The sequence below is a fragment of the Aliiroseovarius sp. Z3 genome (genome assembly GCF_029105185.1).
Classification (GTDB): Bacteria; Pseudomonadota; Alphaproteobacteria; order Rhodobacterales; family Rhodobacteraceae; genus Aliiroseovarius.
The window spans coordinates 197274-210727 of the sequence record NZ_JAFMZK010000005.1 but is presented as its reverse complement, the minus strand read 5'-3'; the positions used below and the strand labels follow the sequence as shown (position 1 = coordinate 210727).

General features: G+C 58.4%; 12 protein-coding genes. 7 read left to right on the top strand and 5 right to left on the bottom strand.

From position 1 onward, the window contains the following. Positions 1-35 precede the first annotated feature (35 nt). Both J3R80_RS11060 and J3R80_RS11055 read right to left on the bottom strand, forming a co-directional pair. On the bottom strand, positions 36-1430 hold the full coding sequence (locus J3R80_RS11060; protein WP_275393835.1) for an aspartate aminotransferase family protein: 1395 nt from the start codon (positions 1428-1430) through the stop codon (positions 36-38). A 129-nt stretch (positions 1431-1559) separates the two neighbouring features. Next, complete coding sequence (locus J3R80_RS11055) at positions 1560-2219, bottom strand: GntR family transcriptional regulator (RefSeq protein WP_343075825.1); 660 nt, start codon at positions 2217-2219, stop codon at positions 1560-1562. A 164-nt stretch (positions 2220-2383) separates the two neighbouring features. Between J3R80_RS11055 and J3R80_RS11050 the strand changes: the two genes are divergently transcribed. The 6 genes from J3R80_RS11050 to J3R80_RS11025 are packed head-to-tail and all read left to right on the top strand — an operon-like array spanning position 2384 to position 9043. Continuing rightward, positions 2384-3469, top strand: coding sequence for a polyamine ABC transporter substrate-binding protein (locus J3R80_RS11050; protein ID WP_275393833.1), 1086 nt, complete (start codon positions 2384-2386; stop codon positions 3467-3469). A 60-nt stretch (positions 3470-3529) separates the two neighbouring features. Beyond that, positions 3530-4675, top strand: a complete 1146-nt coding sequence (locus J3R80_RS11045; RefSeq protein ID WP_275393832.1) for an ABC transporter ATP-binding protein — start codon at positions 3530-3532, stop codon at positions 4673-4675. After that, complete coding sequence (locus J3R80_RS11040; protein ID WP_275393831.1) at positions 4672-5562, top strand: ABC transporter permease subunit; 891 nt, start codon at positions 4672-4674, stop codon at positions 5560-5562. Before J3R80_RS11045 ends, J3R80_RS11040 begins: the two co-directional genes overlap by 4 nt. Beyond that, complete coding sequence (locus J3R80_RS11035) at positions 5559-6371, top strand: ABC transporter permease (protein ID WP_275393830.1); 813 nt, start codon at positions 5559-5561, stop codon at positions 6369-6371. Before J3R80_RS11040 ends, J3R80_RS11035 begins: the two co-directional genes overlap by 4 nt. Next, positions 6368-7714 carry a glutamine synthetase family protein gene (locus J3R80_RS11030; RefSeq protein WP_275393829.1) on the top strand — a complete coding sequence of 449 codons (1347 nt, stop codon included), beginning with the start codon at positions 6368-6370 and terminating at the stop codon, positions 7712-7714. Before J3R80_RS11035 ends, J3R80_RS11030 begins: the two co-directional genes overlap by 4 nt. A 3-nt stretch (positions 7715-7717) precedes the next feature. After that, on the top strand, positions 7718-9043 hold the full coding sequence (locus J3R80_RS11025; RefSeq protein WP_275393828.1) for an FAD-dependent oxidoreductase: 1326 nt from the start codon (positions 7718-7720) through the stop codon (positions 9041-9043). Positions 9044-9117: 74 nt separating this feature from the next. Here J3R80_RS11025 and J3R80_RS11020 read toward each other — a convergent pair whose 3' ends face one another. Further along, a complete protein-coding gene (locus J3R80_RS11020; protein ID WP_275393827.1) occupies positions 9118-10644 on the bottom strand; it encodes a malonyl-CoA synthase in 1527 nt (508 codons plus the stop codon). Positions 10645-10771: 127 nt separating this feature from the next. Between J3R80_RS11020 and J3R80_RS11015 the strand changes: the two genes are divergently transcribed. Beyond that, a complete protein-coding gene (locus tag J3R80_RS11015) occupies positions 10772-11332 on the top strand; it encodes a flavodoxin family protein (RefSeq protein WP_275393826.1) in 561 nt (186 codons plus the stop codon). 29 nt (positions 11333-11361) lie between these two features. Here the strand turns inward: J3R80_RS11015 and J3R80_RS11010 are convergent, their stop codons facing one another. Together J3R80_RS11010 and J3R80_RS11005 are read right to left on the bottom strand one after the other, a co-directional pair. Then, a complete protein-coding gene (locus J3R80_RS11010; RefSeq protein WP_275393825.1) occupies positions 11362-11667 on the bottom strand; it encodes a DUF1992 domain-containing protein in 306 nt (101 codons plus the stop codon). Between the two features lie 88 nt (positions 11668-11755). After that, complete coding sequence (locus J3R80_RS11005; RefSeq protein WP_275393824.1) at positions 11756-13333, bottom strand: bifunctional metallophosphatase/5'-nucleotidase; 1578 nt, start codon at positions 13331-13333, stop codon at positions 11756-11758. Positions 13334-13454 lie beyond the last annotated feature (121 nt).

The window sequence follows — 13454 nt, the reverse complement described above, 5'->3', positions numbered from 1 at the left end:
CGAAGAAAGGGCCGGGGTATCCCGGCCCGGTCAGGTCAGCCTGCAACCAGCAGACCTTTCTCTTTCACGATCTCATACGCCTCGTCCAACGACTTGCGGGCGCGCTCGATCAAGGTGTCGATCTCGGCCTTCGTGATCACGAGGGGCGGCGAGATAATCATCCGGTCGCCCACGTGGCGCATGATCAGGTTGTTGGCAAAACAACGCTCTCGCGTGATGTAACCGACTGTACCAGTATCGGCGGCAAAGGGTGCGCGCTTGGATTTGTCAGGCGTCAGGGCGAGCGAGGCCATCATACCGACGATCTTTGTTTCTCCGACAAACGGGTGATCTGCCAGCGAATGCCATTTCTCGGCCAGATAAGGCGCGGTTTCTTCGCGCACACGGTCAACAATGCCTTCTTCGGCCAAAATCCGCAGGTTTTCCAACGCAACGGCGCAGGCGACCGGATGGCCGGAATAGGTGTAGCCGTGATTGAACTCGGTGCCGGCGAGCACTTCGGCCACTTTGTCGGACACGATCGAGGCGCCAATGGGCACATAGCCCGAGCTTAGCCCCTTTGCGACGGTCATGATGTCGGGCTTGATATCCAACGTCTGGCTGCCGAACCAGTTTCCCGTGCGGCCAAAGCCGGTGATGACCTCGTCCACGATCAGCAGAATGTCATATTTCTGGCAAATCCGCTGAATCTCGGCCCAATAACCATCGGGCGCGACGATCACACCACCTGCGCCCTGCACCGGCTCACCAATGAACGCCGCGACCTTCTCGGGGCCGATTTCCTTGATCTTGGTTTCAAGCTGCTGGGCACGTTCAAGCCCGAATGCCTCGGGGTCCGTGTCGCCGCCTTCTGCATACCAGTTGGGCTGGTCGATGAACTCGATCCCCGGAATGGGCAGGCTGCCCTGTCCGTGCATCCCCTTCATACCACCCAGCGACGTGCCGCCAATGGTGGACCCGTGATAGGCATTCCAGCGTGAGATGATCACCTCGCGCCCGGGCTGACCTTTCTCGGCCCAGTAAGTGCGCACCATGCGGATGTTGGTGTCATTGGCGTCCGAGCCACCATTGGCATAGAACACATGGTTCAGATCGCCCGGTGCCAGCTCGGCCAGCTTTTGCGCCAGCGCGATGGCAGGCACATGGGTGGTCTGGAAGAAGGTGTTGTAATACGGCAGCTCGCGCATCTGGCGGGCGGCCACATCGGCCAGTTCGTCACGACCATAGCCGATGTTGACACACCACAGCCCCGCCATCGCATCCAGCACTTGTTCACCTTCGCTGTCCTTCAGCCATATCCCATCGGCCGATGTGATAACCCGTGCACCCTTCTGCTTCAGGTCATCGTCAGTGGTAAAAGGATGCATGTGGTGCGCAGCGTCGATCGCTTGCAGCTCGGCGGTGGGAAGGTGGTTTGTGATCTTGTTCATGTCGGGAACTCCTAAAACAGTCCGGCGCAAAGCAGCAGGCTTGGAATCAGTCGGTGCCGTGGCTCTGCGAAAAGCTGCGCTCAGAATATGATCAAAATTTCTACTGTCAACGGCGAGACTGAAATCTGATCAAATCTTCTCAGCCATCAGAGTTTCCCGAACCTGAGCGATTCCCTGTTCAATGTCGCCCCGAACGGCATTGGCGACCCGGTCTGCATCACCGGACTTCAAAGCCTCCAGCGCTTCGGCATGCTTGTCGGGCAAGTTGGCTGTGCCATAGCGACCCAACACGACGCGAAGGGACGGGCCTGCGCGCAACCACAACATATTGGCAATGGACGACAGAACCTCGGTGCCTGCCAGATCATACAGATAAGCATGAAAGCGATAATTATGTTCCAGATAGCCACGCACATCCCCACGATCAATCGCCGCGTTCAGCATATCATCATACTGAACAAGGCGATCAAGCTCTGCTGAACCGATGTTTTTCGTAGCCAAACGAGCCAACTCCGGCTCGATGCTCAGACGAGCAAAGGCGATTTCGTCCCACTGCGCCATGTCGGGCTGCGGCACCGACACACGGCGGTTGCCTTTGAAGATCAGCGCCCCTTCCGAGGTCAGCCTGCGGATCGCTTCGCGCACCGGCGTCATGCCGACATCCAGCACCTGAACCAAACCCTGAATGGTGACAGGCTGGCCTGGCGCAAGTTCGCCGAACAGAATCATTTCACGCAAACTTCGGTAAACGCGTTGGTGATCCGGTAATTTAGTGGGTCTGTCGGACACGTGCGCCCCCCTTATCACAATTGTTTTGCCAATTCCGGCTGCGAAGATAATCTTTGAAAGCAATCTACTATGCTATCAGCAATATTACCATATTGCGCAAATGGATTTTTTTTGATCAAATGTCGCAAGTCTGGGTGAAAGCTCAAAACAGGGAGAGACTGTAAATGAAAAAAACTTGGGTATTGATGGGTGCCGCACTGGCCATGGGGGCAACAGCTGCCACTGCGGATGAAGTGCGTGTGTACAACTGGTCAGATTATATCGACGAAGACCTTCTGGCCAAATTCGAAGAAGAAACCGGCATCGACCTTGTATATGACGTGTTCGATTCCAACGAGGTTCTGGAAACCAAGATGCTGGCTGGCGGCTCGGGCTATGACGTGGTGGTTCCCACCGCGTCGTTCATGGAGCGCCAGATCACGGCAGGCGTATTCCAGACGCTTGACAAGTCCAAGCTGCCGAACGCGGGCAACCTTTGGGACGTGATCGCAGAACGCACCGCCCAGTTCGACCCGGACAATGCCTACTCGATCAACTATATGTGGGGCACAACCGGTCTGGGCGTGAACGTCAACAAGGTTGCCGAGATGCTGGGCGAGGATGCCCCGATCGACAGTCTTTCGCTGATCTTCGATCCGGCCAACATGGAGAAACTGGCCGCTTGCGGTGTGCATATTCTGGACGCGCCGGACGAGGTTGTGCCTGCAGCACTGACCTATCTTGGGGAAGACCCGAACAGCCAGGATCCCGACGTGCTGGCGAAGGTAGAGCCGCTGATGACGGCGATTTCCCCTTATGTGCAGAAATTCCACAGCTCGGAATACATCAACGCGCTGGCCAATGGCGATATCTGCGTGGCCTTCGGCTGGTCCGGTGACGTGCTGCAAGCCCGCGACCGCGCGGACGAGGCCGATAACGGTGTCGAAATCGCCTATAACGCCCCGAAGGAAGGGGCCTTGATGTGGTTTGACCAGATGGCGATCCCGGCCGACGCCCCCAACCCGGACGGCGCGCACAAGTTCCTGAATTTCATTCTGGACGCGCATAACATGGCCGCGGCTTCGAACTATGTCTATTACGCCAACGGCAACAAGGCATCGCAGGAGTTTCTTGAGGAGGATGTCATCGGCGATCCCGCCATCTATCCGACGGATGAAGCCATGGCGAACACCTATGTGAAAGCGGCCTATCCTTCCAAGGTTCAGCGGGTCGTGACGCGCATGTGGACAGCAATCAAATCGGGCACCTGAGCCTGACCCGACCCCCTGCATCCGGTATGCGGGGGGTCTTTACTTTTTCCCGAGGTTATCATGTCTGACGCCGCCACCGCACCGGTCTCTGTTTTCGCACCCTGGGAAGATGCCCAGGCCAAGCCCTTGATCCAATTCCAGAACGTCACCAAGCGATGGGGCGATTTCACGGCAATCGACGACCTGTCCATCGACATCTACACCAGGGAATTCTTTGCGCTTCTGGGGCCATCGGGCTGCGGCAAGACCACGATGATGCGGATGCTGGCCGGGTTCGAGACCCCGACCGAGGGCACCATCCTGATCGACGGCCAGAACGTGGCCGCCATCCCCCCCAACAAGCGCGCTGTGAACATGATGTTTCAAAGCTACGCGCTGTTTCCACACCTGTCGGTGGCTGACAACATCGCCTTTGGTCTGAAACGCGACAAGTTGCCCAAGGACCAGATCGCCGCACGGGTCGAAGAGATGCTCAGCCTTGTGCAGCTGAACAGGTTTGCCAACCGCAAGCCGCACCAGATTTCCGGCGGTCAACGCCAGCGTGTCGCCTTGGCGCGATCACTTGCGAAGGCCCCCAAGTTGCTTTTGCTGGACGAACCTCTTGGCGCATTGGACAAGAAGCTGCGTCAGGACACGCAGTTCGAGCTGATGGACATTCAGGAAAAGACCGGCACCACCTTCGTGATTGTAACCCACGATCAGGAAGAGGCGATGACCGTCGCCAGCCGTATCGCCGTAATGGACCATGGCAAAATCATTCAGGTCGATACACCGTCGAAGATCTATGAAGAGCCGAAGTCGATCTATGTCGCAGATTTCATCGGGGACGTGAACCTGATCAAGGGCAATGTCTCCAGAACCGGCGACGGGCACGCGTCTATCGCATGGGCCGAAGGTCAACCTGATCTGACCGGCATTTCACATCAGGATCTGCCCATCGGCAGTGCCGCCACCCTTGCCGTGCGGCCCGAAAAGCTCAGCATCTATACCTCGCGCCCGAAGGACCAGTCCAACGTGATCAAGGGCAAGGTTCTGGACATCGCCTATCTGGGCAACATGTCCACCTATGTGATCGAAACCCCGTCCGGCGATCTGATCAAAGCGCAGATTGCCAACACGCGGCGCATTCACCGCCGCCAGATCACGTGGGAAGACAAGGTCTGGCTCAGCTTCACAGACACCGCTGGCGTGGTGTTGGACAAATGAAACGCTTTGGCCTGATTTCCGTCCCCTACCTGTGGCTTCTGGCCCTGTTTCTGGTGCCGTTCCTGATTGTTCTGAAGATCAGCCTGTCAGACACCGCCTTGTCCATTCCGCCCTACACGCCGACACTTGACCTGTCCCAAGGCTGGGCCGGCATCAGGGAATGGTGGGCTGGGCTGGATATGGAAAACTTCACCTGGCTGACCGAGGACGATCTTTATTGGAAGGCCTACCTGTCCAGCCTGAAGATCGCCATCATCTCGACCGTGTTGACGCTGATGGTTGGCTATCCCATCGCCTATGGCATGAGCCGCGCGCCGGATGAATGGCGCCCCACGCTGATGATGCTGATCATCCTGCCGTTCTGGACCAGCTTCCTGATCCGCGTTTATTCGTGGAAAGCCATCCTGTCGAACGAAGGGCTGCTGAACCAGCTTCTGATGAACCTTGGCATCATTCAGGAACCGCTGATCATCCTGAATACCAACCTCGCCGTCTATATCGGCATCGTCTACACCTATCTGCCCTTCATGGTGCTGCCGATCTATTCGGCGCTGGAACGGCTGGATGAAAGCCTTCTGGAAGCGGCCGAGGATTTGGGATGTTCCCGCTTCACCGCGTTCTGGCTGGTGACGTTCCCCCTGTCCAGGCAGGGCATCGTCGCCGGGTCCTTCCTCGTTTTCATCCCCGCAATGGGCGAGTTCGTGATCCCGGCCCTGCTGGGCGGGTCGAAAACCCTGATGATCGGCAAGGTCCTGTGGGAAGAATTCTTCTCGAACCGTGACTGGCCTGTGGCGTCGGCCGTGGCGGTCGTGCTGCTGCTTCTGCTGATCGTCCCCATCGTCCTGTTCCAGCGGAACGAGGAAAAACAGCGGGAGGCCGAGAAATGAGGCGTCTGTCCTGGTTCAACGCGGTGTCCCTGACGCTGGGATTTGCGTTTCTCTATATTCCGATGATGATCCTGATCACCTATTCCTTCAACGCGGGTAAACTCGTGACGGTTTGGTCGGGTTTCTCAACCAAATGGTATGGGGAGCTGTTCCGGAACGAGGCGTTCCTGGACGCGGCATGGGTGACATTGAAGGTTGCAGTGATGTCTTCAACCATCGCCACCATTCTGGGCACCATGGCGGCTTATGTGATGGTCCGTGCCGGGCGCTTTCCGGGTCGGACACTGTTTTCCGGCATGATCTATGCGCCGCTCGTGATGCCCGAAGTGATCACCGGTTTGTCGCTGTTGCTTCTGTTCATCTCGATTGGGCTGGATCGTGGCGTGATGACCATCGTGCTGGCGCACACCACATTCTCGATGTGTTTCGTGTCAGTCGTGGTGTCCTCGCGTCTTGTGACCTTTGATCAGTCGCTGGAAGAAGCCGCACTTGATCTGGGCTGCACGGGGTTCGAAGCCTTTCGCCTTGTCACCCTGCCCATCATCATGCCTGCGGTCGTGTCGGGATGGCTGCTGGCCTTCACCCTGTCACTGGACGACCTGGTGATCGCGTCCTTCACCTCCGGCCCCAGTTCGACAACCCTGCCGATCAAGATCTTCTCGGCGGTGCGGCTGGGTGTCAGTCCTGAGATCAACGCCCTTTCTACGATTATGATCGGCTTGGTGACGATCGGCGTGATTGGCGCGTCTCTCACCTCGAAACGATCTATTGCGAAACGTCAGAAAGACGAACAAGAGGCCATTCTATGAGCAGTTTCCTTGAAGAGTACGCCAGGTATTGCGACGCCCATGGACGGCCAGATCGGCTTGAGCTGATGCTGTGCGACATCAACGCGGTTCTGCGGGGCAAATGGTTGCCCGGGGACGACGAACAGAAACTGGACGATGGCGCCGTGCGCCTGCCCCATTCCACCTATGTGCCCAACATCCTCGGGGCCGAGGTGTCCGAAACAGGATTGGGCATTGTCGTGGGCGACCCTGACGGACGTATCGTCCCGATCCCCGGATCACTTAAACCTGTGCCATGGGCCAAGGGGAACATGGCGCAAGTGCAGGTCGAGATGCTTGACCCGGACACCGGCAAGATCAGCGAATTGTCATCGCGAAAGCTGCTCTCCAACATGGTCGACCGATTCCACGACAAGGGCTTGCATCCGGTTCTTGCCAGTGAACTGGAATTCTATCTGATCCAACCGCGACAAAGCGAGGACGAAGCGCCAACGCCGCCGGTCCGCAGCCCGGATGCACAGAACTATGATCTTGAGGTGTTGGAGCGCACGCAGGATGTTCTGGATGACATTCTGGAAATATCCGCCATTCAGGGCATTGCGACCGATACGCTGATTGCCGAATATGGCCCCGGCCAGTTCGAGGTAAATTTCCACCACACAGACGATGTGATGAAGGCAGCCGATACGGCCCTTCTGTTCAAGCGGCTGGTGCGAGGGGTGGCCCGCAATCATGGGTTAGAGGCCACATTCATGGCCAAGCCCTATGCCAATTTTCCCGGCAACGGGATGCATCTGCACGCCTCGGTCGTCGACAAAAATGGCAAGAACATCTTTGACGACGGCAGCGGACAAGCCTCGGAAAGGCTGCGCGCCGCCGTGGGTGGTTCACTTGATACCATGCGTGATCTGCAGGCCATCTTCGCGCCGCATCTCAATTCCTATCGCCGCTACCGCCCGATGAGCTTTGCTCCGTCGGCCCCCGACTGGGGATACGACAATCGCGCCGCCGGCGTCCGACTGCCCGAGGTCTCGGGGCCGGGGGCCCGGTTGGAACACCGGATCGCTGGCGCAGATGTGAACCCCTATCTGGTGATCACCGCCATTCTGGGCGGCATATTGCACGGGTTGGAAACGACACCAGACCTTCCGTTGCCGTTGGACGACCCGAATGCCGAAACCGCCCCACGCTTGACCGCGGACTGGATCCGCGCGGTCGACCGTTTCTCGCAATCAGACATCGCAGCGGACATTTTCGGCGCGCAGTATCGCGACATCTACGCCGCGGTGCGACTGGACGAAATTGACCAACTGACAAACGAGATCAGCCACATCGAATACCGCGCCTATCTGGGCCGGCTCTGACCCATGCCCCGCCGCATCTATGAAGGCTATGCCTATTCTGATGCGGCTCGGGCGGAATGCATCTGGCCGCTGCCCGATCAGAACTGGCCCGCGTTAGATGGCGAAACGACAACGGACGTCGCCATCATCGGCGGCGGTTACACCGGCTTGTCGGCAGCCCTGCATCTGGCCAAGTCTGGTGTTGACGCCACCCTGCTGGAAGCACACGTGCCCGGCTGGGGCGCCTCTGGTCGCAACGGTGGGTTTTGCTGTATCGGTGGCGACAAAATGGGTCCGGGTGCAATCCGCAAGCGGTTCGGCCCGGATGCCGCCCAAGCCTATTTCACAGCCCAACGCGGTGCAATCGACCTTGTGAAAGACCTGCTTGCGACCAATGATATCGACGCCGACACCCATTCGAACGGCGAGGTACAACTTGCCCATCGCGCCAACGTGCTGCCCACCTTGCGGGCCGAGCGGGACCACTGGGCGGGCTGCGGAATTGACGCCACGTTGATCCCGCAGCAAGAGCTTGCAAACCATGGCCTGTCCGGCACCTTCTATGGTGGACTTCACGTGCCGTTGGGCTTCGCCCTTAACCCCGGTAAATTCGTGACGGGCCTTGCAACCGCCGCCGCACATGCAGGCGCGCGTATTCATGCGCACAGCCCTGCCCTGTCGATCACCCAAACGAATGGCAGGTACAGGCTGGACACACCAAACGGACGCCTGATAGCCAGAAAACTGATCCTCGCCACCAACGGATATGGCACCGACGGCCTACCCGACTGGCTCACTGGTCGTTATCTGCCGCTGCAATCCAACATACTGGTCACCCGCCCGCTGTCAGACAGTGAAATCTCGGCACAGGGCTGGACCACCGACCTGATGGCCTATGACAGTCGAAACCTGTTGCACTATTTCCGCCTGCTGCCCGACCGCCGGTTCCTGTTTGGCGCGCGCGGTAACGTTCGGGCAAGCGCACAGGGCCAGACCGAGATGCGGGCGCGTATGCGCCGAGACCTCGCAGCCCTGTTTCCAGCATGGGCCAAGATCGAAACCCCGTACTTCTGGTCCGGCCTTATCAGCCTGTCGCGTGACTTGCTTCCCTATGCCGGCCCCATCGGAGCTTGGGAAAACGCATGGGCTGGCATGAACTATCACGGCAACGGGGTCGCCATGGGCACATGGGTGGGCGTGCGGCTGGCTGACATGGCGATGGGGCGCTCCTCTGCGTTGCCCATCCACACACGCACCTTGCCGCGCTTCCCGCTACCGGGGCTCAGGCGCAGCTATCTCTACCCCGCGATCCTCGGCTATCGGTGGAAAGACGGCCCACCGACCGCCTGACCGTCAGGGTTTCTTCTGGCTTTAAATATCCTGGGGAAGAGCCAAATCCACGATTTGGCTCTGGGGCAACGCCCCTACCCCTGAAACAGCGCAGCATAATCTGCACGCATAATGTTTTTCTGCACCTTGCCCATGGTGTTACGCGGCAACGCTTCGACCACCAAGACGCGCTTAGGCTGTTTGAACTTTGCAAGACGCTTCGAGATCCCTGCTAGAATGCCCGCCTCGTCCAACACAGTTTCAGACTCCAAAACAACAACCGCCACCACGGCTTCTCCGAAATCGTCATGCGGCACCCCGATCACGGCGCTTTCCACGACACCGGGCAAATCGTCGATCACGCCTTCCACCTCTTTCGGGTAGACGTTGAAACCGCCTGTGATGATCAGATCCTTGCCACGCCCCACGATCGTCACATACCCTTCTGCGTCAATCGTGGCGAGGTCGCCGGTGATAAACCAACCATTCGCGCGCAGTTCTTCGGCCGTTTTCTCGGGCATCTGCCAATACCCCGCGAACACGTTGTCGCCCCGGACTTCCAGCACACCAATCTCGCCGGTTGGCAGCTCTTCCCCCGTTTTCGGATCGCACACCTTCACCTCGACGCCGGGAAGCGGAAGGCCAACCGTCCCTGCGCGCCGATCACCCTCGTAGGGGTTTGATGTGTTCATATTGGTTTCCGTCATCCCGTATCGCTCCAGGATCGCGTGCCCGGTGACCGTGCGCCATTTCGCATGCGTGTCCGCCAACAGCGGGGCCGAGCCCGAGATGAACAGGCGCATATTGCGCGACGCGTTGGCCAATCGGTCGTCTTTCAGCAGCCTTGTGTAAAAGGTTGGCACCCCCATCAGCGCAGTTGCGTTTGGCATCGCCTCGATCACCGCACCGGCATCGAAACCCGGCATGAAGATCGCTGCGCCTCCGGCCATCAGCGTCACGTTGGTGGCGACGAACAGGCCATGGGTGTGAAAGATCGGCAGTGCGTGGATCAGCACGTCCTGCTCGGTAAACCGCCAGTAATCGCGCAATGTCTCGCTGTTTGATGCCAGCGCCCGATGCGTCAACATCGCCCCTTTCGACCGACCAGTCGTGCCCGATGTGTAAAGGATCGCCGCCAAGTCCTGCGCGTCACGCGCCACCGCCTGGAAGCCCGGTGCCTGCTCATCACGTGCCGACACCAGAGTGCCCGCTTCATCCATGCCCAAGGTCAAGACCTGCACCACGCGCGCGTTTCTTGCCACCGTCTCCAAAGCCTTCTGCGTCGTGGGATCGCAGACGAAGACGTGCGGCGCGGCATCGCCCAGGAAATACGCTACTTCATCCGGTGTGTAAGCCGTATTCAGGGGCAGAAACACACCGCCTGCAAGCACCGTGCCGACATAAAGTTCCAGCATGGCCGGTTCTTTCGGGGCCTGCACTGCCACCCGATCCCCAGGCCGGACACCCAACGCCACCAACGCTGCGGCCATCCGTTCGGCATTGGCCCAAAAGTCACCATATGTGATCACTCGGCCATTTCGTGCATCCGTCAGGAATGTCGCCGCGTGACGCCCGTCCGACGCGCAAGAAATGGCATGGGCAAGGTGGTTCCGGTCGTACATTCGATCCTCCTGAAACTGCGCATGAATTAGCCGTGCACATCTGTCGGGTCAATCGCCCCGCTTCTCCGACCATCAGGTGTCACATCTGTCAAATTGACAATCCGTATGATTGCCCCATGTTGGCAGCATGATGAACCCAGCAATCTGCATCCCCTTCTTCTCTGGCTTTGGGCATACAAGGCGCATCGCGCAGGCCATTGCACAAGGTGCCGGACCCACAGCTTATTTGATTGATGTCGCGGCTATGACCGATGCCGATTGGCAAGCGCTGGACGCGGCTGACGCCATCATTTTCGGGGCGCCGACCTATATGGGGTCCGCTGCCGCCCGGTTCAGTATGTTTCTTGAGGAGGTCGACACGCGTTGGGAGAACGGTAGATGGGTGGACAAGATCGCCGCTGGCTTTACGACGGCCATCCACCCCTCGGGCGACAAGCTGGCCACGTTGCAAAGGCTGTCCATATTCGCAGCACAGATGGGCATGATCTGGGTCGGTCAGTCCGAAATTGGAGCTCCTGTGAAGCCTGACCGCCCCGGTGCCAATCGCGACGGAAGCTGGTTGGGGCTGATGGTCACCGAGCTACTGGGGCAGGATGACGATTTGCCTGCGGACGATCTTGAAACCGCCCGCCGCTTCGGGGAACGCATTGCGACGGCGACAGGTCGATGGGTGCAAGGGCGCGCATGATGTGTTGTCGGCAGCCTGGATATTCGCCGCTAGCGATGCGCCTTTCGTGCCATGTTAATCCGCACTTCCATCATTGACATGTTTTTCATGATATCAAGCCGACGTGCGCGATCACCGGTTGCAGCCAGCTCGTCGCGCAGCCGACGCAATTCGCGTGACAGGCTGACAAACTCCGGCACGGCGTTGCTGTCCTGGATCAGACGATTGATCAACTCGTTTTCAGGATCATCGACATTCGGCAAGGGCTTCCCGGCACCCGCAAGATTGTCAAACTCGCCCGACGCCTGAGCGTCGCGAATTCTTTGGTCAATCAGATCGAACAATGGGTGGTCCATGCAAACAGCATAGCCAACCATCTGATCCGATCAAGAACACAAAACCCCCGCCGGGATATCCAGCGGGGGTTCCAGAATGGCTATCGTTTTACTTCAAAGTGATGCGGCCATCTGTATAAGGCTGATAGGGCGCATTCGCGGCCAGGAACTCGGCCGTCACATCCGCAAGGTCCGGCCCAAAGTCATAGGCGTTTTCGGCGTCACGGAACATTCTGTACCCGTCACCGCCGTTACGGACATAGTTGTTGGACACAACGCCATACATCTTCTCGGGGTCCAAAGCCTCCCACGTGCCGTTCATATCGACCATCACCTCCACCACGCGTTCGCCTGTGGAATTGCCTGTTTCGACGACATATTTCATCCCGGCAACTTGCGGGAAACGACCGTCATTCTCGGGGTCATCAAACTGGCCCATCCCGTTTTCCAGCGCATCTTTCAAGGTCGCGCCGGATACGAAGAACGTGGACAGCGTGTTCTGGAAAGGCAGCACTGTCAAAACTTCACCCTGGGTCACATCACCCGCGTCAATCGAGGCCCGAAGCCCCCCGGAATTGGCCAGCGCGATCTGAATGCCCTGGTCTTTCACCCGATCCAGCATGGCGTCAGCAACAAGATTCCCCATTGCGCATTCCATGTGACGGCAAACGTCACGCGACCCTTCGATCGCTTCGCTGGTTGTCGCGACAACCTTGTTGCGGATCTCCTCCAACGGTGCGGCTGCTTCGGTGATGCGGGCGACGGTTGCCTCATCCTCGACCACGGCTGCGTCCATGATGATCGGTTCGCCCGTGGCTTCGGTGATATTACCGTCGTCGTCGAATGTGACATTCAGCTCGCCCAGGAACTTCCCGTAGGCATAAGCAGACACGATTGCCGTGCTTCCAACCATGGTGGGATAAGGGCCTTCCGCGCGCTCGTTCGTGTTCGACAAGAGCGTATTCGTATGTCCGCCCACGATAATGTCCACACCCGTGGTTTTCTCGGCGACCAGTTGGTCGATACGATATCCCGAGTGGCTCAGAACGATGATCTTGTTCACGCCTTCTGCCGTCAGCTTGTCCACTTCGCCCTGAACCGCGTCGACGGGATCGGTGAAGATAATGTTCGGACCGGGCGATGCCAGTTCATCGGTGTTTTGCGGAGTAAGGCCAATCAGACCCAGCTTTTCGCCGCCACGCTCGATGACGGTGGATTTTGCCAGCTTGTCAGCCAGAAGCTCTTCTCCGGACACGTCTGCGTTCGACATCAGGACGGGGAAATCCACCGCGTCCATGAAGCCGCGCAGCACTTCTGGGCCGTCGTCAAACTCGTGGTTGCCCACGGTCATGGCATCATAACCCATCTTGTTCATCATTTCGGCGGCCAGCTTGCCCTTGTAATAGGTATAGAACAGCGTGCCCTGGAACTGGTCGCCGCCATCCACAAGGATAGAATTGTTCGTGCGTGCACGTGCCTCGGCGATGGCGCTGACCAAACGGGCTGATCCACCAAAACACTTGCCCTCGGCGTTATCTTCGGTCGAGCAGCCGCTATCATATTTGCTGATCGGTTCGAACCGGGCGTGAAAGTCATTGGTGTGAAGCACGGTCAACGTATAATCCGCCGCTGCCGTACCCGCTGTCACGGCCAATGCCGCGACGGTTGTCATGAAACGCGTAATCATTGGGAACCCCCTGTTGTTTTATCTTGCAAACAAGTTGACGCGAGTCGGCCTGACTTGTCAAAGATCACCGCCGGAATGTCCCATTGACGTAACAGTAAGATGTCGGGCCAGATGCGAACCG